This is a genomic window from Micromonospora sp. WMMD1219 (assembly GCF_049315215.1).
In the GTDB taxonomy this organism is placed as follows: domain Bacteria; phylum Actinomycetota; class Actinomycetes; order Mycobacteriales; family Micromonosporaceae; genus Micromonospora; species Micromonospora tulbaghiae.
In genome coordinates this window covers 3782162-3799945 of sequence record NZ_CP186057.1, presented here as the reverse complement: position 1 = coordinate 3799945, position 17784 = coordinate 3782162, and the positions used below count along the sequence as shown (strand labels likewise).

15 protein-coding genes are annotated in these 17784 nt (G+C 73.8%); 4 read left to right on the top strand and 11 right to left on the bottom strand.

Annotated elements, in window-relative coordinates:
* Nucleotides 1-95 precede the first annotated feature (95 nt).
* A complete protein-coding gene (uvrA, locus tag ACN27C_RS18330) occupies nucleotides 96-3038 on the bottom strand; it encodes an excinuclease ABC subunit UvrA (RefSeq protein WP_121683573.1) in 2943 nt (980 codons plus the stop codon).
* A gap of 208 nt (nucleotides 3039-3246) precedes the next feature.
* Complete coding sequence (rsgA, locus tag ACN27C_RS18325; protein WP_422746970.1) at nucleotides 3247-4326, bottom strand: ribosome small subunit-dependent GTPase A; 1080 nt, start codon at nucleotides 4324-4326, stop codon at nucleotides 3247-3249.
* 238 nt (nucleotides 4327-4564) lie between these two features.
* On the opposite strand from rsgA, the gene ACN27C_RS18320 reads away from it, so the two are divergent.
* Nucleotides 4565-5281: a maleylpyruvate isomerase family mycothiol-dependent enzyme gene (locus ACN27C_RS18320; RefSeq protein ID WP_422746968.1), complete on the top strand. Its 717-nt coding sequence runs from the start codon at nucleotides 4565-4567 to the stop codon at nucleotides 5279-5281.
* Between the two features lie 8 nt (nucleotides 5282-5289).
* Nucleotides 5290-5943: an MBL fold metallo-hydrolase gene (locus ACN27C_RS18315; protein ID WP_120573676.1), complete on the top strand. Its 654-nt coding sequence runs from the start codon at nucleotides 5290-5292 to the stop codon at nucleotides 5941-5943.
* A 45-nt stretch (nucleotides 5944-5988) separates the two neighbouring features.
* Here ACN27C_RS18315 and ACN27C_RS18310 read toward each other — a convergent pair whose 3' ends face one another.
* Complete coding sequence (locus tag ACN27C_RS18310) at nucleotides 5989-6597, bottom strand: DedA family protein (RefSeq protein ID WP_357897335.1); 609 nt, start codon at nucleotides 6595-6597, stop codon at nucleotides 5989-5991.
* Nucleotides 6598-6686: 89 nt separating this feature from the next.
* Complete coding sequence (locus ACN27C_RS18305; RefSeq protein ID WP_358174345.1) at nucleotides 6687-7361, bottom strand: class I SAM-dependent methyltransferase; 675 nt, start codon at nucleotides 7359-7361, stop codon at nucleotides 6687-6689.
* A gap of 180 nt (nucleotides 7362-7541) precedes the next feature.
* Between ACN27C_RS18305 and ACN27C_RS18300 the strand changes: the two genes are divergently transcribed.
* Entirely contained in the window at nucleotides 7542-7745 is a 204-nt protein-coding gene (locus tag ACN27C_RS18300) for a cold-shock protein (protein WP_013287480.1), read from the top strand.
* A gap of 49 nt (nucleotides 7746-7794) precedes the next feature.
* On the opposite strand, the gene ACN27C_RS18295 is transcribed toward ACN27C_RS18300, so the two are convergent.
* The 5 genes from ACN27C_RS18295 to ACN27C_RS18275 all read right to left on the bottom strand — a co-directional run bounded on the left by ACN27C_RS18295 (nucleotide 7795) and on the right by ACN27C_RS18275 (nucleotide 13044).
* A complete protein-coding gene (locus ACN27C_RS18295) occupies nucleotides 7795-9069 on the bottom strand; it encodes an MFS transporter (RefSeq protein ID WP_422746965.1) in 1275 nt (424 codons plus the stop codon).
* A 52-nt stretch (nucleotides 9070-9121) separates the two neighbouring features.
* On the bottom strand, nucleotides 9122-9697 hold the full coding sequence (locus ACN27C_RS18290) for an ArsR/SmtB family transcription factor (RefSeq protein WP_120568909.1): 576 nt from the start codon (nucleotides 9695-9697) through the stop codon (nucleotides 9122-9124).
* A 97-nt stretch (nucleotides 9698-9794) separates the two neighbouring features.
* Nucleotides 9795-10703 (bottom strand): hypothetical protein, encoded by a 909-nt coding sequence (locus tag ACN27C_RS18285; protein ID WP_120568908.1) that lies wholly within the window; start codon nucleotides 10701-10703, stop codon nucleotides 9795-9797.
* Nucleotides 10704-10873: 170 nt separating this feature from the next.
* Nucleotides 10874-12523, bottom strand: coding sequence for a CocE/NonD family hydrolase (locus tag ACN27C_RS18280; protein ID WP_422746963.1), 1650 nt, complete (start codon nucleotides 12521-12523; stop codon nucleotides 10874-10876).
* Nucleotides 12524-12525: 2 nt separating this feature from the next.
* Entirely contained in the window at nucleotides 12526-13044 is a 519-nt protein-coding gene (locus tag ACN27C_RS18275; RefSeq protein WP_091420471.1) for a MarR family winged helix-turn-helix transcriptional regulator, read from the bottom strand.
* Between the two features lie 136 nt (nucleotides 13045-13180).
* Here ACN27C_RS18275 and ACN27C_RS18270 point away from each other — a divergent pair, with 136 nt between their 5' ends.
* Nucleotides 13181-15307, top strand: coding sequence for an MMPL family transporter (locus ACN27C_RS18270; protein ID WP_120568906.1), 2127 nt, complete (start codon nucleotides 13181-13183; stop codon nucleotides 15305-15307).
* 53 nt (nucleotides 15308-15360) lie between these two features.
* Here the strand turns inward: ACN27C_RS18270 and ACN27C_RS18265 are convergent, their stop codons facing one another.
* A complete protein-coding gene (locus ACN27C_RS18265; protein ID WP_120568905.1) occupies nucleotides 15361-16230 on the bottom strand; it encodes a lytic transglycosylase domain-containing protein in 870 nt (289 codons plus the stop codon).
* A 32-nt stretch (nucleotides 16231-16262) separates the two neighbouring features.
* Complete coding sequence (locus ACN27C_RS18260; protein WP_422746960.1) at nucleotides 16263-17735, bottom strand: DedA family protein; 1473 nt, start codon at nucleotides 17733-17735, stop codon at nucleotides 16263-16265.
* Nucleotides 17736-17784 lie beyond the last annotated feature (49 nt).

Genomic DNA, 17784 nt, shown 5'->3' with positions numbered 1-17784 from the left:
TGCGGAAACACGCACCAGCGTGGGGCACGGTTCATACTGGCGCGTCACAGGCCGGGCATTCGCTGCCCGGCCTGCGAAAACGCGTACCGGATGGGTCAGCGCGCCCCGGCGGGGACCTTGCGGGCGCGCGACTTGGCGCTGCCGTTGGCCTTGGCCGCCCGGGTGGTGGCCGCCTTGGCGCCCTTGGCCTCGCCGTCGAGCTTGAGGATCGGCCGCAGGAACTGCCCGGTGTGGCTCGCCGGCACCTCGGCGACCTCCTCCGGCGTGCCGGTGGCGATGACGGTGCCGCCCCGGTGACCGCCCTCCGGCCCCATGTCGATGAGCCAGTCGGCCGTCTTGATCACGTCGAGGTTGTGCTCGATGGTGATGACCGTGTTGCCCTTGTCGACCAGGCCCTCCAGCACCATCAGCAGCTTGCGGATGTCCTCGAAGTGCAGGCCGGTGGTGGGCTCGTCGAGCACGTAGACGGTACGGCCGGTGGAGCGCTTCTGGAGTTCGGAGGCGAGCTTGACGCGCTGCGCCTCGCCGCCGGACAGCGTCGGCGCGGGCTGGCCGAGCCGGACGTAGCCGAGGCCGACGTCGACGAGCGTCCGGAGGTGCCGGTGGATGGCCGGGATGGCGGAGAAGAACTCGGCCGCCTCCTCGATCGGCATGTCCAGCACCTCGGCGACCGTCTTGCCCTTGTAGTGCACCTCGAGCGTCTCGCGGTTGTAGCGCGCGCCCTTGCACACCTCGCAGGGGACGTAGACGTCCGGCAGGAAGTTCATCTCGATCTTGATGGTGCCGTCGCCGGAGCACGCCTCGCAGCGCCCGCCCTTGACGTTGAACGAGAACCGGCCCGGGCCGTACCCGCGGACCTTGGCCTCGGTGGTCTCGGCGAAGAGCTTGCGGATGTGGTCCCAGACGCCGGTGTAGGTGGCGGGGTTGGAGCGCGGCGTCCGCCCGATCGGCGACTGGTCCACGCCGACTACCTTGTCCACGTTCTCCAGGCCGGTGATCCGGGTGTGCCGGCCGGGCACCAGCCGGGCGCCGTTGATCTGGTTGGCCAGCACGGTGTAGAGGATGTCGTTCACCAGCGTCGACTTGCCCGAGCCGCTGACGCCGGTGACCGCGATGAGCTGGCCGAGCGGGAAGCTCACGGTGAGGTTGCGCAGGTTGTGCTCGCGCGCGCCGTGCACCACCAGCTCGCGGCCCGGGGTCTGCGGCCGGCGGGTGGCCGGGGTCGGGATGGACTTGCGCCCGGACAGGTACGCCCCGGTGACCGACTCGGTGTTGTCGAGCAGCGCCGGCACCGACCCGCTGTGCACGATCTCGCCGCCGTGCTCGCCCGCGCCGGGGCCGATGTCGACGATCCAGTCCGCCACCCGGATGGTGTCCTCGTCGTGCTCGACCACGATCAGCGTGTTGCCCAGCCCGCGCAGCCGCAGCAGCGTCTCGATGAGCCGGTGGTTGTCCCGCTGGTGCAGGCCGATCGACGGCTCGTCGAGCACGTAGAGCACGCCGACCAGACCGGAGCCGATCTGGGTGGCCAGCCGGATGCGCTGGGCCTCACCGCCGGAGAGCGTGCCGGCCGGGCGGTCCAGCGAGAGGTAGTCCAGGCCGACGTCGAGCAGGAACTTCAGCCGGGCGTTGATCTCCTTGAGGACCCGCTCGGCGATCATCTTCTGCCGGTCGGTCAGCTCGATGCCGGCCAGCAGGTCGGCCGCCTCGCCGACGGAGAGGTTGCAAACCTCGGCGATGCTCTTGCCGGCCAGCGTGACCGCGAGCACCTCCGGCTTGAGCCGGGTGCCGCCGCAGGCCGCGCAGGGCACGTCCCGCATGTAGCCCTCGTACTTCTCCCGGGACCACTCCGACTCGGTGTCGGTGTGCCGGCGCTCGATCCACTGCACCACGCCCTCGAAGCCGGTGTAGTAGGAGCGCTCGCGGCCGTACTTGTTGCGGTAGCGCACGTGCACCTGGTCGTCGGAGCCGTGCAGGATCGTCTTCTGTGCCCGCGACGGCAGCGCCCGCCACGGCGTGTCGATGTCGAAGTGCTCGGCCTCGCCGAGCGCCTCCAGCAGCCGCAGGAAGTATTCGAGGTTGTGCCCGGTGGCCCAGGGCTGGATCGCGCCGTCGCGCAGCGTGCGCTCCGGGTCGGGGATGACCAGTTCGGGGTCCACCTCCTTCTTGGTGCCGAGGCCGGTGCACTCCGGGCAGGCGCCGTAGGGGGCGTTGAAGGAGAAGACGCGGGGTTCCAGGTCCTCGATGGCGAGCGGGTGGTCGTTCGGGCAGGCCAGGTGCTCGGAGTAGCGCCGCTCCCGGGCCGGGTCGTCCTCCGGCAGGTCGACGAAGTCGAGCAGCACCAGGCCGCCGGAGAGGCCGAGCGCGGCCTCGACCGAGTCGGTCAGCCGCTGCTTGGCGCTGGGCTTGACGCTGAGCCGGTCGATCACCACCTCGATGGTGTGCTTCTCCTGCTTCTTGAGCTTCGGCGGCTCGGTCAGCGGGTGCACCACGCCGTCGACCCGGGCCCGGGCGTAGCCCTTGGACTGGAGCTCGGCGAACAGGTCGACGTACTCGCCCTTGCGGCCGCGCACCACCGGCGCCAGCACCATGAACCGGGTGCCCTCGGCCATGGCCAGGACCCGGTCGACGATCTGCTGCGGGCTCTGCTTGGAGATCCGCTCGCCGCAGATCGGGCAGTGCGGCTCGCCGATGCGGGCGAACAGCAGGCGGAGGTAGTCGTAGACCTCGGTGATCGTGCCGACGGTGGAGCGCGGGTTGCGCGAGGTGGACTTCTGGTCGATGGAGACGGCGGGACTGAGGCCCTCGATGAAGTCGACGTCGGGCTTGTCCATCTGGCCGAGGAACTGCCGGGCGTACGACGACAGCGACTCGACGTAGCGGCGCTGCCCCTCGGCGAAGATGGTGTCGAACGCCAGGCTCGACTTGCCCGAACCGGAGAGCCCGGTGAAGACGATCAGGGCGTCCCGGGGCAGGTCGAGACTGACGTCACGCAGGTTGTGCTCGCGCGCGCCACGGATGATCAGTCGGTCGGCCACGGTGCGTGTGCTCCCGGAAGAAGAATATGAGGCGGATCTGTGCACCAGACGCCGGGTCTGGGTGGTTTTCACAGGTTGTCGGGGCGCAGAAAAGACGCCTCGGCAACTCTAGCCCCGACGTATGACAACTTCCGTCGCGCGAACATTCCCCCAGCTCAGGCCGGTCGGGCGCGAACCACGCAGGTCGGCCCGACCGGCCCGGGCCGGTTCAGAATGCCCCGGGAGCGGGCGGGGTCGCCGGACGCCCGGTGCGTCGCCGCCCGCCCCGCCAGCCACCCCGCCGTTCGGCCGCCAGCCGGGCCGCGCGCCGGCCGCTCTCGTGCTCGATCTCCCGCTGCAGCCGGCGCCAGCTCTCCCAGCGGCGCACCGGCAGTTCCCCGTCCTCCAGCGCCTCCCGCACCGCGCAGCCCGGCTCGGCGTCGTGGGCGCAGTCGTCGTACCGGCAGCCGGCGGCCAGCTCGGTGATGTCGGCGAACGCCCGGTCCAGGCCGGACGCGCCGTCGAGCAGGCCGACCGCCCGTACGCCGGGGGTGTCCAGCACCGCTCCCCCACCCGGCAGCGGCACCAGCGACCGCCAGGTGGTGGTGTGCCGGCCCTTGCCGTCGACGCGGCGGATCGCCTGGGTGCGCATCACGTCGGCGCCGGCCAGCGCGTTGACCAGGCTCGACTTGCCGGCGCCGGAGGGGCCGAGCAGGCCGAGCGTGCGTCCCGGGGCGACGTGCCGGCGCAGCGGCGCCAGGCCGGTGCCCCGCTCGGCGCTGACCGGCAGGACCGGCACCCCGGGCGCGAGGTCGGCCAGCTGCCGGGCCACCGCCGCCGGGTCGGCGGCCAGGTCGGCCTTGGTGAGCACGACGAGCGGCTCCGCCCCGGATTCGTGCACCAGGGAGAGCAGCCGTTCGATCCGCGCGGCGTCCGGTTCCGGGTGCACCGGCTCGACCACCGCGGCGGCGTCGAGGTTGGCGGCCAGCACCTGCCCGCTGGCGTCCTTGCCCGCGGTACGCCGCACCAGGGCGGTACGCCGCGGCAGCACCGCCTCCACCGTGACCGGGCCGTCGGGCCAGGTGGACAGCAGTACCCAGTCACCCGCGCAGGGCAGCGCGGTCAGGTCGCGGGCGGCGGCGGACAGCACGCCGCCGCCGAGGCTGGCCCGCACCGGCCCCTGCGGGCACAGCACGGTGCAGACGCCCCGGTCCACCCGGGCGACCCGCCCGTGACGGTGGCCGGCACGCCGGTCGAGATGGGCCGCCCAGCCGGCGTCCCAGCCGAGGGCGGTCAGATCGAGAGTCATGGTGTCCTCATCGGTGTCGAGGGGAGGTGCGGCGGAACACACGCGTTGCGACCGGCATGCGCACCACCTCCCCTCCGACTCCCGGTGCCGCGTTCGCGACGACGTGGACCCCGGCGCGTCCCGCGCCGGTGGCGATGTCGTCGGCCCCGACGGTAGGTGGCACGACGACGCGCCGAAAGCGATTTCCCCCCGGGCACGGCCCGGTCCGGCCCGCTAGGGTCGGACGCGTGAGAACGAGATGACGAGCGACCCCCTGCTGCTGACCGGCGCGCTGGCCGAGGCGAACGACCGGCTGCTGCGTACCGTGTCCGGCCTGACCGCCGCGGACATCGCAGCACCCTCGCTGCTGCCGGGCTGGACCCGCGCGCACGTGCTCACCCACCTGGCCCGCAACGCCGACGGGTTCGTCAACCTGCTCACCTCGGCGCGCACCGGCGAGGAGATCCCGATGTACGCCTCGGCGCAGGCCCGTGCCGACGACATCGACGCCGGCGCCGGCCGCGGCCCGGCCGACCTGCTGGACGACGTACGCCGCAGCGGCCAGCGCTTCGACGCGGCGGTCGCCGCGATGCCCGTGGAGGCCTGGGGCGCCACGGTGCAGACCCGGCGCGGCCCGTGGCCCGCGGCGATGCTGGTCTGGGGCCGGCTGCGCGAGGTCGAGGTGCACCACGTCGACCTGGCGGCCGGTTACCGGCCCGCGGACTGGCCGGAGGCGTTCGCCCAGCGGCTGCTGCACGAGGTGGTGACCGGGCTGGCCGGCAACCCGGCCGCACCCGCCATGGTGCTGCGCTTCGACGGCGCGGCGTCCGAACTCGTCGTGGGTGACCCCGAGGGGGCGCCCACGGTCACCGGCCCCGCGCCGGAACTCGCCGCCTGGCTGACCGGCCGGGGCGCGGGCGAGCTGCTCACCGTCGAACCCGACGGCCCTCTGCCGAACCCACCGGAATGGATCTGAACATCGTCATGACCTACACCGGAGACGTCACGCCCGGCGGTCCGCCGGCCGTGCGCGAGCTCGACCGGCTCACCGTCACCAAGCTGTCGGTGGGCCCGATGGACAACAACGCCTATCTGCTGCGCTGCAACGCCACCGGCGAGCAGGTGCTGATCGACGCCGCGAACGAGGCGCCGCGCCTGCTGGAGCTGGTCGGCGACGGCGGTCTGGCCGCCGTGGTGACCACACACCAGCACATGGACCACTGGGTCGCGCTGGAGGAGGTGGTGGCCAAGACCGGGGCGCGCGCGCTGGTGCACGCCGACGACGCCGAGGGTCTGCCCATCGAGGCCGAGCGGCTCGGCGACGGCGACACGGTGCCGGTCGGCGACTGCGCGCTGGAGGTCATCCACCTGCGCGGGCACACGCCGGGCTCGATCGCGCTGCTCTACCGCGACCCGGCCGGCACCCCGCATCTTTTCACTGGAGATTCACTTTTTCCGGGCGGAATCGGTAACACGGACCAGGACCCGGAGCGTTTCGGCCGGCTCATCGACGACGTCGAGGCCAAGCTCTTCGACCGGCTGCCGGACGACACCTGGTTCTACCCCGGCCACGGCAAGGACAGCACCATCGGCGCCGAGCGGCCCGCGTTGCCGCAGTGGCGCGCCCGCGGCTGGTGAGCACGCCCGGTCCGGCCTCCCCCGTGACGGCCGGGCCGGGCGCGGTCAGCCGGTGACCGCCCGCAGCCGGCGCCGGGTGGCGAGCAGCACCGGACCGGCCAGCAGCAGCCCGACCGCCATGGTCAGCACCGTCGGGTTGAGCGCGCCGGGCAGCAGGCCGGTCAGCGTCCGCGCGGCGAGCCCCAGCGCCACGTAGAGCCCGGCCCACGCGGTGGCCCCCAGCGCCGCGCAGGCCAGGAACCGCCGGTACGACATCCGCAGCCCGCCGGCGGCCAGCGGCAGCAGCGCGTTGAACACCGGCAGGAACGGCGCCACCAGCACGATCCGTCCGCCGCCGCGGTGCAGCAGCGTCTCGGCGGCGGCCCAGCGGGACTCGCCGATCCAGCCGCCCACCCGGCTGTCCCGCAGCCGCCCGCCCCAGCGCCGGCCGGCGAAGAAGCTCAGCGACCAGCCGGCCAGGCAGCCCGCGACCACCGCCGCGACGGTGAGCGCACCACCGGCCGGACGACCCGCGCCGACCGCGGCCAGGACCGCGGCGTCGCCGGGCACCAGCACCCCGATCAGGGGTACGGCGTCGGCGAGCATGACCACGCCGAGCAGCCCCATCAGCAGGATGGTGGGCAGCTCACCGGCGGCGGCCACGATCTCGTTCATGAGCTGCACGCTATGCCCCGGCGGCACGCCGGCACATCGGGCATGATCCCCCAGTGGTCCCCGACACCCGCCCGGGCGGACCCTTAGGGTCAGCGGGGTCGCAGCACCTGCACCCGGCGTACCGGGGAGTCGACCGAGGGTTCGGTGGTCGGCACCGGATAGCTGGCCACCAGCTCCAACCCGTCCGGCGGCAGGTGGCCCCGGTCCGGGTCGCCGACCAGCACCTGCACGCCGTGCGCGGCGCACCGTCGCAGGTAGGGCAGGACCCGGGCGGCCAGGCCCGCGTCGTAGAGCGCGTCCCCGGCCACCAGCAGGTCGGCGGCGGCCACCCCGTCGAGCAGGTCGGCGCCGTCGGCGGCGACCCGGACCCGGTTGGCCCGGGCGTTGACGGTGACCGCCGCCACCGCGTACGGGTCGATGTCGTTGGCGACCACCTGGTCGGCCCCGGCGAGCGCGGCGGCGATGGCGACCAGCCCCGATCCGGCGCCCAGGTCGAGCACCCTCCGCCCGGTGACCAGCTCGGGGTGGTCCAGCAGGTGCCGGGCCAGCGCCTGGCCACCGGCCCAGACCGACGCCCAGTACGGCGGCGGTAGCGACCGCCCGGCGGCGGCCTCCATCCGGGCCCACCACAGGATGGCGTCCTCGGCCAGGTGCAGGCGCACCTCCGGCACGAACGGCGTACCGACCAGGCGCAGGCGGTCCGGACCCCCGCCGGGTGCCGCGATCTCCTGCTCCAGGTCGGCCAGAGCCGTCTGCCTGTTCATCGGGGCAAGCATGCCGTGCCCGGCCCGGCGGCGGGCTCTTTTTCCGGTCGCGCACGTATTCACGGGCGCGCCGCGCGCTTCCGGCAGCGAATTCCGGTCCGGACGGTTACTGTCGGGGTGGTACAGGGCGATCACCGGCCGCGGAGCCGGTGCTCGCTCGCATTGAACAGGGAGAGACGCATGGCAACCGGCACGGTCAAGTGGTTCAACTCGGAAAAGGGCTTCGGCTTCATCGAGCAGGACGGCGGAGGCCCGGACGTGTTCGTCCACTACTCGGCCATCCAGAGCAGTGGCTACCGCGAGCTGAACGAGGGCCAGAAGGTCGAGTTCGAGGTGACCCAGGGGCAGAAGGGCCCGCAGGCGGACAACGTTCGTCCGATGTAACGCGTGCCGGTGGCGGCGGTCGGGCTCCGACCGCCGCCGCAGTGCATCATCAGGACGGCGCGGTCGGCAGGTCGCGCCGTCTCCGTAGTGGCCCGGCCAGCAGGATCAGCGGGGTCAGCGCCAGCCAGGCGGTCATCACCCGGATCGCGCCGCCCGGCCCCCACGCCGCGCCCAGCGCTCCGGCGAGCAGGGCGGCCAGCGGAATCGTCCCGTAGTTGAGCAGATGCATGCTCACCGTGACGCGGCCGAGCAGCCGGTGCGGCGTGTACGTCTGCCGGAAGCTGCCCTTGACCACGTTGCCGACTGCGACGCCGAGGCTCACCAGCACCCCGCCGAGCACCAGCCAGCCGGTGCGCGCGCCCGGGCCGGCGAGCGGGATCAGCAGCGCGGGCGGGCCGGTCAGGGCGCCGGCGACGAGAAGCGTGCGGGCGCTGCCGAGCCGGCGGGACAGGCGCGCGGCCAGCGCGGCGCCGATCACGCCACCGAGGCTGGCGAGTCCGATCAGGAGGCCGACCAGCCCGGCGGGCAGCTCGGCCGAGCGGACCAGGAACACCACGAGCACCGCCTGGTAGCCGGTGAGCCCGATGTTGCTCGCCGCCCCGAAGACCGTCAGCACCCGCAGGTACGGGTCGCGCACGACGAACCGCAGCCCGGCGGCGACCTCTCGGCGCAGCGACGCCGTACCGGCGGGACGGTGCGGCCGGGCCTCGACGGCGCGGATGCGGCGCAGGCACAGCGCGGAGAACAGGAAGCTCAGCGTGTCCAGCGCCACCGCTGCCACCGCGCCGACGATCTGAGCGACCAGACCGGCCAGACCGGGCCCGACGAGGTAGCTCGCCGTCTGGGTGGCGTGCAGCCGGGCGTTGGCCTCGGGCACCTGCTCGGGACGCAGCAGCGTGGGCAGGTAGACCTGGTCGGCGGTCTCGAAGAACACCCGGGCCAGCCCGGCGCCGAGCGCCACGACCAGCAGGTGGCCGACGGTGAGCAGTCCGAGCAGGGCCGCCACCGGCACGCTCGCGAACAGCGCGGCGCCGGCCAGGTCGGCGGCGATCATCACGGGCCGGCGGCGGACGCGGTCGACCCACGCTCCGACCGGCAGGCCGGCGAGCAGCCACGGCAGCCACGCGGCTGCGGTGAGCATCGCCACCTGGAACGTGGTCGCGTCGAGCACCGCGACCGCCACCAGCGGCAGCGCCACGACTGTCATGTTGCTGCCCACGGCGCTGACCGTGTGGGCGGTCCAGAGCAGCCGGAAGTCGCGGTGCCGGAACAGACCGCCGCGCGGCGGGGCGGGGCGCTCGGACGGGCGCGCGGGGGCGGTCACCACGGGCACCCCGGTACGGCGTTCGCGGCCGGCGCCGGAACGCTGTGGGCGGTCACGGACGGCCCGGGACGCCGTGGGCGAACACGAAGACCGGTTCGCGGCGCTGCCCGTCGTCGGGCACCGGCCGGTCGGCCCATCGGGTGAGCAGGGCGATCACCTCGCGGCCGAGCGCCTCCAACTCGTCCGGGGTCAGGTGCAGCCAGTGGTCGGTGCTGAACGGTGCGTCGTTCCACGCGGCGTGCGTCTCGTCGGACGCGGTGTGCCAGGCCCGCACCAGCTCGGTGTGCCGCGCCAGGTTGAGCGAGCCGGCGGCCTCGACGACCACCCGGGTGGACGGGTCGTCGCCGAAGTCGGACTCGGACCAGCGCACGCCCCGGCTGCGGGGCTTCCACCAGCGTTCCCGGCGGTCGCGGGCCAGCTCGGGCGCCTCGACCAGCAGGTCGGCGGCGGCGAGCACCTTGAGGTGGTGGCTCACGTTCGCCGGCGCCTGGTCGGTGTGCTCGGCGAGCATGCCGACGGTGCACGGGCCGTACACCTTGAGCACGTCCATGAGCCGGCGACGCAGTGGGTGGGCGAGCGCGGCGAGCACCCGCGAGTCGGTGACCTGGCGGACGGTGTGCTGTTCCATGCGGGGAGTCTGGCATCTGCAAGAGCTGTTGCGCAACACCTCTTGCCGAATTGGCCGGACCGCGGCGCCGCGACGCGAGGGTCGCGGCGCCGGACGGTCAGGCGGTCAGCCGGCGGGACAGTTCGTCGGCCACGTCCCGGGCGATCTGCGGCGGGATGGCCTCGGCGATCTTCTCCGGCGGCAGCCCGGCCAGCACCCCGGAGACGATCTGTTCCTCGTCGGTGAAGTCCTTGCCGGACAACTCGTTCACCTGCGCCACCAGCGCCGGCCACGCGCGCAGCATCGCCAGCATCTGCTGCAACGGCGAGTTCGCCATCGGCGGGTTGACCAGGCCGGTGGTGTTCACCGGCGAGATGAGCCAGTTGCGCAGGTTCTGCAGGTCGGCCAGGACGTCGCCGACCGTACGGCCCTTCGAGCCGGTGTTGCCGATGAGCTTGTCGGTCTGTTCCATGTCGTCCTCCGGTTTCACGACGGCGATCATCCCGATCGCGGTGAGGTAGCGGCGGAACAGCGGGGTCTGGTCCCGCCCCGCCTTTGTGGAGTCGCGGAAGAAGCTGAAGTGGGTGTGGAACAGGTGACTGCTGTCACCGCTGGTCCGCCGGCCCAGCCGGTCCCAGCGGCGCACCGTCCGCCCGTCCGGGGAGTAGATGATCTCCCGGATGTCCCGGGTGTCGGCCGCGTTCGCCGCGCACTGCGCCACCATCCAGGCGGAGAAGGTCCGCAGGTTGTGCGTCCCGCCGCCGGAGCGGACGGAGAACGTGCCGACGTCCAGCGCCGACGCGTACAGCGTGAGCCCGGACCGGTCCCGGCTGGACTCCACCACCGAGTAGTCGTTCGTGACGACCCGGTCGGAGCCGCAGTGGTAGCCGCCGCGATGGTTGACGTCGCCGACGATGCCGACCTCCGCCGGCTCCAGGTCGTCGGCGCGTACGGCCTTCTTGTCGACGTTGAGGTAGGTGAGTAACAGGTTCCGGACGGCCAGCAGGTTCGCCGGGGCCGACGTCATGGCAGCTCCCCTTCCGATCGATGACCGGCGAGGGCACAGCAATCACACCGCGTGATGACATGCGATCCGCGGACGCGCCCCGCCGGATAACTGCACGGCACCGGGCACTTGCTCCGAGCTTAACCACGGTTAGGCGAAAGTGCCCAGCTCAGAGGCGGTTTTTTGAACTATCAGCCCGCTGTGGACGGTGCCGGCACGAGCGGCAGCACCAACGCCGAGGGATGCTCACGATCGTGGAGGATCTCCCGCCAGCCAGCACGGAGGGTCACAGCGGTGCCGAGTGGCTCGCCGGTGCCGGGGTTGCGCGCGTAGCGGGGGTGGGCGCCGCCGGAGACCTGCACCCGCAGCCGGTGCCCGGACGCGAAGCGGTACGCCGTCGGCCAGAGCGTCACCGGCACGGTGACCACTCCGGACGGATCGCGCGGGAACCGCCCGGGCTCGACGCGGACCAGGCCGTCGCAGACGTTCCAGGAGCGTCCGCGCCGGTCCACGTCGCACAGACGCACGAACACGTCCAGGTACGACAGTTCGCTGCGCAGGTGGATCTCGGCGCGTACCGGCCCGGCCACCTCGACCGGGTCACGCAACGGCTCGCTGGTGTAGGTGAGCACGTCGGGGCGGGCCTCGACCGGCCGGTTGTCCACCGCGCCGGCCCGCTGGGCGACAAGCAGCGGGCCACCGAGCGACGGGGTGGGGTCGGCCGGGTCGTACCAGATCCGGTCCGGCGCGCCGCGCTCCTGCGGCTCCGGTGCCAGCCCGCCGGCGGAGCGCAGGTGCCACCGGGCGGGCGTGGCCGGCGGCGGCCAGTCCGGCAGGTCACGCCAGCCGCCGCCGGCGCCGCCGACGTGCACCCGCACCGGCGCGCGTTCCGGCCCGGGCCGCCCGGCCAGGTGGGTGTCGAGCCAGTCCAGGCCCTCCCGCAGCGAGGCCAGGAGCAGCCCCGGGCTGCCGTGCGTCCACGGCCCGACGACCAGGCGGGTCCGCGCCCCGGCGGCCCGCAGGCGGGCGTAGTCGTCGAGCTGGGCCGGCAGGAAGATGTCCTGCCAGCCGCTGACCATGGCGACCGGCGCGCGGACCTCGGTGATCCGGTCGCCGAAGACCCGGGTACGCCAGTAGTCGGCGTCGGGGGTGTGGTGGCGCAGCCACTCCTGGAAGAACGGCACCGTCACGCCGGTGGCGACCCGGTCGGCCTCGGCCAGCGGCAGGTGCGCCAGGGCGCGGGCGAGCCGGGGCTGGCCGCGCTTGAGTTCCCACTGCCGGGCCAGCCAGGGCACCGTCTGCGCCTGGAGCAGCTCGGCCCAGGTGAGCACCGTGTCCAGCGCGAACGACTCCCCCGCGTACGTCGAGTCGCGGGTGGCCGACGCGGTCACCACGGCGACCATCGCGCGCAGCTCGTCGCCCGCCTCGGCGGCGAGCGCCCACTGTACGAAGCCCTGGTAGCTGGCGCCGAACATGCCGAACGCGCCGGTCCACCACCGCTGGCGGCGCAGCCAGTCCAGCGTGTCCAGGCCGTCCTCGCGCTCGTGCACGAGCGGGGCGAACTCGCCGCCGGAGCCGAACGTGCCGCGGCACGACTGGATCACCACGTGGAAGCCCCGCTCGGCGATCAGGCGGCCCAGCAGCCGGACCGGCCCGCCCCGCCCGTACGGGGTGCGGATCAGCACGCACGGCGCGGCGGGCAGGCCGGGCGCGTAGTGGTCGGTGCGCAGCGTCACGCCGTCGCGTACCCGGACCGGGATGTCCCGGGTGACGGCGACCCGCGCGGTGCGGGCGGCGGGCAGTCGCAGCGCCGCGGTGGCGGCCCGGGTGACCAGCCGCATGATCAGTCGGCCGGGCCGGAGGCGGCCCCGCGACGGGGGGCCGCGCGGATCTCGTCCCGGTGGGTCCGCATGGAGTGCACCATCTCGGCCATGAACCGGTGCACCACCGCCAGCTCGTCGTCGCTGAAGCGCTCCATCACCTCGTCGGTACGGCGACCCAGCGGCCCGAAGAAGCTCTGCGCGAGCGTGGCGCCGCGGTCGGCGTAGTGCAGGAGGATCTTGCGCCGGTCGGCGGTGTCCCGGTCGCGCCTGATGTGGCCGCCGCGTTCGAGCCGGTCGACGAGCGCGGTCACCGAGCCGGAGGAGAGGTTGAGCGCCTCACCGAGCCGGCCGGGGGTGATCGGGTCGCCCACCAGCTCGGCCTCCATGACCGCGATCAGGGCGTACAGGTCGGTGGCGTTGAGCCCGTGCAGGCCGGCGAACGCGTGCCCGATGTGCTGCGCGTCGACCGAGTAACGACGCAGGTCGTTGGTGATGTCGGCCACCATGCGACCGCGTGGGTCGTCGCGTCGCCGGTACATCCTGTGCGCCGCCACCGCTTGCCGCCACCCCCTGTCGAACAGTTCCGGTTGCAGCATAGAACCACCCCGGATAATCTCGCTCATCAAGATACTCGTTAAGAGAGAATCCCCCGCGACCAATATGTGAGGGCATCAGATGTCTCTGTTCACCCGCGTCGTCCGGGGCCGGCTGGCCGCCTGGCTCACGCTGGCCGCCGCGCTCGTCGTCGGCGTGGTCGCCTTCGGGCTGCCGAAGCCGGACAATCCTGCGCCCGTCTCCGACACCGGCCTGTCCGTGGAGTGGCAGTCGACACAGGTCGAGCGGCTCCAGGAGCAGTTGCCCTCCAAGGACGCCCAGACCGCCCTGGTGGTGGTCAGCCGCGCCGACGGGGGCCCGCTCAGCGGCGCGGACCGCAGCACGCTCGACGGCATCTCCGGCGACCTCGGCTCGCTCGCCGCGGGCGGGCGGGTCTCCCCCGCCCAGGTCTCCCCGGACGGCACCGTGGCGCTGGTCGCGGTGCCGCTGTCCACCGAGGGCGGGCCGTCGGCGGTGGTCGACGAGGTGGAGAAGCTCCGCGAGGCGGTCGGTGACCTGCCCGGCGAGCTGACCGTCGAGGTCACCGGCGGGCCCGCGTTCACCGCCGACCTGGGCAAGGTGTTCCAGGGCGCCGACACCACGCTGCTGCTGGTCACCGCCGCCGTGGTGGCGGTGCTGCTGCTCGTCACCTACCGCAGCCCGTTCCTGTGGCTGGTGCCGCTGCTGGTGGTGGGCGCGACCGAGCAGATCACGCTGCGCGTGGTGGAGTCGCTCGTACCGGCCTTCGGCATCTACCTGCCCAGCGGGCAGGTGACGGGCATCGCCAGCGTGCTGGTGTTCGGCGCCGCCACCAACTACGCGTTGCTGCTCATCGCCCGCTACCGCGAGGAGCTGCGCCGCGAGGAGGACCGGTTCGCCGCCATGCGCTCCGCGCTGCGCCGCACCGCCGAGCCGATCCTGGCCAGCGGCAGCACGGTCGTCCTCGGCGTGCTCACGCTGCTGCTGTCCGAGCAGGAGACCAACCGGGCGCTCGCCCTGGCCTGCGCCACCGGCGTTATCTTCGCCATGCTCTCCGCGCTGTTCGTGCTCCCCGCCGCCCTGCTGCTGTTCGGCCGGGGCCTGTTCTGGCCGTTCGTCCCCCGCGTCGGCAGCGCCGCCCGCGAGGGCCGGATCTGGGGCCGCCTCGGCGAGCTGGTCGTCCGCCGGCCGCTGCCGGTCGCCGCGCTCGCCGTCCTGCTGCTCGCCGGCCTCGCCCTCGGCGGCCTGGGCATCCGCACCGGGCTGTCCGAGACCGAGCAGTTCAGCGAGAAGCCGGAGGCGGTCGCCGGAGCGGAGACGCTCGCCCGGGCGTTCCCGGCCGGCAGCACCCAGCCGGTCGCGGTGCTCACCACCCCGCAGGCCGCCCAGGCCGTCCTCGCCGCGGCCGGCGGCGTCGACGGGGTCGCCTCGGCCCGGCCCGGCGCCGCCGGGGACCGGGTCGCCCAGATCGACGTGGTGCTCACCGCCGAGCCGGGCAGCGCCGCGTCCGACCGGGCCGTGGTGGCGCTGCGCGACGCCGTGTCCGCCGTACCGGACTCGGCACCGCCCGCCGTGGAGGGCGCGGACGCCCCCGACGGCGCCCTGGTCGGTGGTTCGGTCGCCGCGACGTACGACTCGAACGAGGCCAACACCAAGGATCTCAAGCTGATCCTGCCGCTCATCCTGCTGCTGGTCGGCGCGGTGCTGGTGCTGCTGCTGCGCGGGCTCCTCGCGCCGCTGCTGCTGGTGCTGACCGTGATCGCCTCGTTCTTCGCCAGCCTCGGCGCGGCCTGGCTGCTCTTCGACCACGTGCTGGACTTCCCGGCGCTGGACAGCGGGGTGCTGCTGCTCGCGTTCGTGTTCCTGGTGGCGCTCGGCGTCGACTACAACATCTTCCTGGTCACCCGGGCCCGGGAGGACGCCCGGCGCAGCGGCACCCGCGACGGCATGCTGTCGGCGCTGCGGGTCACCGGCGGCGTCATCACCAGCGCCGGCATCCTGCTCGCGGCGGTGTTCGCGGTGCTCGGCGTGCTGCCGCTGATCACGCTCACCCAGATCGGCATCATCGTCTGCATCGGCGTGCTGCTGGACACGCTGCTGGTCCGGACCGTCCTGGTGCCGGCGCTGGCGTTCCTGCTCGGCGACCGGTTCTGGTGGCCCGGACGGATCACCCGGGACGCCGACGCGTCCACCGGGGCGCCGGCCGAGCCGGTTCCCGCGCGGGACTGAACCGGCGGGCGGGGGCCGGCGTACGCGCCGGCCCCGCCCGATCGTCCGGTCGCTCAGAAGCTCAGGCACTCGCACTCGGTCATCAGCGCCCGCACGTTGCGCACGTACTGCGGGTTGGGGATGGCCAGCGGCTGGTCCTCCCGCGCCACCGCGCCGTGCCCGTAGTTGTAGGCGGCGATCACGGCGTTGAGCAGGCAGGAGTTCAGCTCGCTGGTGCACAGCGACGCGTCGAGCCGGTAGTCGGACTCGAAGTACATGTCGCCGATGTACTTGGTCAGCCAGGCCAGGTAGGTGCCGCCCAGGTAGGCGTTGTCCCGGTAGGCGTCGATGTCGTACGACTGGCCGAACCGCTGGTTCATCCACTCCGCGGTGGCCGGCATGACCTGCATCAGCCCGACCCCGCCGTCACAGGCGATGATGTTGGACTGCCACCCGCTCTCCTGCCAGGCGGTGGCCTTCAGCAGCGCCGACGGGATGCGGATGTCCGGCGCCGAGGTCGGCCAGTAGGTGCGCGCCGCAGCGTCGGCGAGCGCCGCCTTGACCTGGCTCTGGCCGGCCTTGGTGCCCCGGTAGCTCGGCTTGCAGCCGTCGTCCACCGGCTTCGGCGGCGCCGGTGGCACCTGGGTCTCGGTCGGCGGCTTCGGCCGGGCCAGCGGCGCCGTGGTCGTACGGGTCGGCTTCGCCCGCGGCTTCGGTTTCGCCGACGCGCTCGGGCTGGGCCGACCGCCCATCGCCGCGACCGCCGCCGGCTCCTCGCTCGGCGCGTCGGCCGGCGCCTCCTGGGGTTGCTCCGCCGGCGCCGCCGTGGGCAGTTCCACGGCGACCTCCCGGACCGGCTGTTCCTGCTCGCCGCACGCCGTCAGCGTGGCCGCCGCGAACAGCGCCACCACCGTCACGGCCCACCGGCCGAGTCCTCGCCGCATCGGACCTCCCCGTAGTCCCCCGTCGGCGCACCCTAGCAAGGATCGACAGGTCCGGGGGGTACCCGCGACGCGGGCCGACGCCGCCGGGGCCGGGGCGGCGACTCCGCCGGGACCGCGCCGGCCGGCCGATCACCGGGCTCGGCGTCGGCGGGCCGCTCGTCGCGGTCCGCCAGCCGGTTCCGGGTCGCCCACGCCACCACGAACACGGTCGTCCAGGCGAGGCCGAGCAGGACCGCCGTGACGGTGCCGCTGGCCGTACTGAAGCCGAGGTAGAGCCGCGCGCCGGTGACAGTGACCACCCCCGCCGACGCGGCCGTCCACACCGCCGCGCCCACCGGCCAGCGGGCACCCCGCGACAGCAGCCAGGCGAGCGTGCCGAAACTCGCGGTCACCACCGCGTTCTGCGTCGGGAACAGGTCACCGGGACGGTCCGGGCCGCCCGGACCGGTCAGGTCCGCGACGACGACGAGCAACACCAGCGGTACGGCGGCGCCGACAGTGCCCAGCACGCCGAGCGGGTCGGCCCGCCACGCCCGGCCCCGCCGCGCCACCACCGCGGCCGCCACCGCCACCGCGGCGATCAGCACCCAGCCGCGCAGCACCGACACCGCGAGCAGCGCCGTGTCGACCACCCCGGGGGTACGCCGGGCGGCGAACCAGTCGGCGACCAGCCCGTCGAGGACACCCAGCCCGCTGTGCGCGACGACCGCCTCCAGCAGGACCGCCACGGCCAGCCCGGCGACGAACAGCAGCGCCAGCCCCAGCGCCAGGTTGATCAGCAGGGTCCAGGCCGGGCCGACCCGCATGGCGACCAGGAAGAACAGCACCCCGTACCGGGCCCGCAGCCAGCGCAGCGGCGGCAACGCGGCGGCCCGCGCCGCCAGCGCGCGTACCGGGTCCGGGTTGCGCCCCAGCCAGCGGCCGGCGAGCACCACGGCGAGCAGGCACAGCAGCAGGGCCAGCACCGCTCCGGTGGCCCGGCCGAGCAGCTTCGACACCCGCTCGTACGACTCACCGGCCAGGTAGCCGGCCAGCACCGAGGCGCCGACCCAGCTCGCCACCCCGGCCAGGTTCCACGGCGCGAACCGCCGGTACGGCATCCCCGCCGACCCGGCCAGCCGGGGCGCCAGCGTGCGGGCGAACGCGATCCAGCGGGCGGCGAGCACGCCCCGGCCGCCGAGGCGCTCCAGCAGCGAGTCGGCCCGCCGCCACCGGTGCGCGCCGATCCGGGCACCCACGCCCGAGGCGCGCAGCCGGGGGCCGTACCGGCGGCCCGCCCGCCACGCGAGTGTGTCTCCGATCACGGCGGCGGCGGTCATGGCCACCAGCACGGGCGCGAGGCGCAGCGTCCCCGCGTACGCTAGGAAGCCGACCAGAAGCAGGGTCGCCTCGCCGGGCATCAGCAGCCCGACGATCACCGCGGTCTCCGCCGCGACGATCGCCGCGGCGGCCAGGTAGATCAGCAGGGGCGGCAGCTCCTGCAGCCAGCTCAGCAGGTCAGGCATCGGACACCCCGCACGGGTGTCAGCATGCCAGTCGCTGGAACGGTCGGCA

Bases quoted from the DNA above. Each gene is read 5' to 3' on its own strand.
- rsgA (WP_422746970.1), bottom strand. From the start codon at position 4,326: ATGACTCTCGATCTGACCGCCCTCGGCTGGGACGCCGGCTGGGCGGCC.
- ACN27C_RS18320 (WP_422746968.1), top strand. From the start codon at position 4,565: ATGACGAGCGACCCCCTGCTGCTGACCGGCGCGCTGGCCGAGGCGAAC.
- ACN27C_RS18315 (WP_120573676.1), top strand. From the start codon at position 5,290: ATGACCTACACCGGAGACGTCACGCCCGGCGGTCCGCCGGCCGTGCGC.
- ACN27C_RS18310 (WP_357897335.1), bottom strand. From the start codon at position 6,597: ATGAACGAGATCGTGGCCGCCGCCGGTGAGCTGCCCACCATCCTGCTG.
- ACN27C_RS18305 (WP_358174345.1), bottom strand. From the start codon at position 7,361: ATGAACAGGCAGACGGCTCTGGCCGACCTGGAGCAGGAGATCGCGGCA.
- ACN27C_RS18300 (WP_013287480.1), top strand. From the start codon at position 7,542: ATGGCAACCGGCACGGTCAAGTGGTTCAACTCGGAAAAGGGCTTCGGC.
- ACN27C_RS18290 (WP_120568909.1), bottom strand. From the start codon at position 9,697: ATGGAACAGCACACCGTCCGCCAGGTCACCGACTCGCGGGTGCTCGCC.
- ACN27C_RS18285 (WP_120568908.1), bottom strand. From the start codon at position 10,703: ATGACGTCGGCCCCGGCGAACCTGCTGGCCGTCCGGAACCTGTTACTC.
- ACN27C_RS18280 (WP_422746963.1), bottom strand. From the start codon at position 12,523: ATGCGGCTGGTCACCCGGGCCGCCACCGCGGCGCTGCGACTGCCCGCC.
- ACN27C_RS18275 (WP_091420471.1), bottom strand. From the start codon at position 13,044: ATGTACCGGCGACGCGACGACCCACGCGGTCGCATGGTGGCCGACATC.
- ACN27C_RS18270 (WP_120568906.1), top strand. From the start codon at position 13,181: ATGTCTCTGTTCACCCGCGTCGTCCGGGGCCGGCTGGCCGCCTGGCTC.
- ACN27C_RS18265 (WP_120568905.1), bottom strand. From the start codon at position 16,230: ATGCGGCGAGGACTCGGCCGGTGGGCCGTGACGGTGGTGGCGCTGTTC.
- ACN27C_RS18260 (WP_422746960.1), bottom strand. From the start codon at position 17,735: ATGCCTGACCTGCTGAGCTGGCTGCAGGAGCTGCCGCCCCTGCTGATC.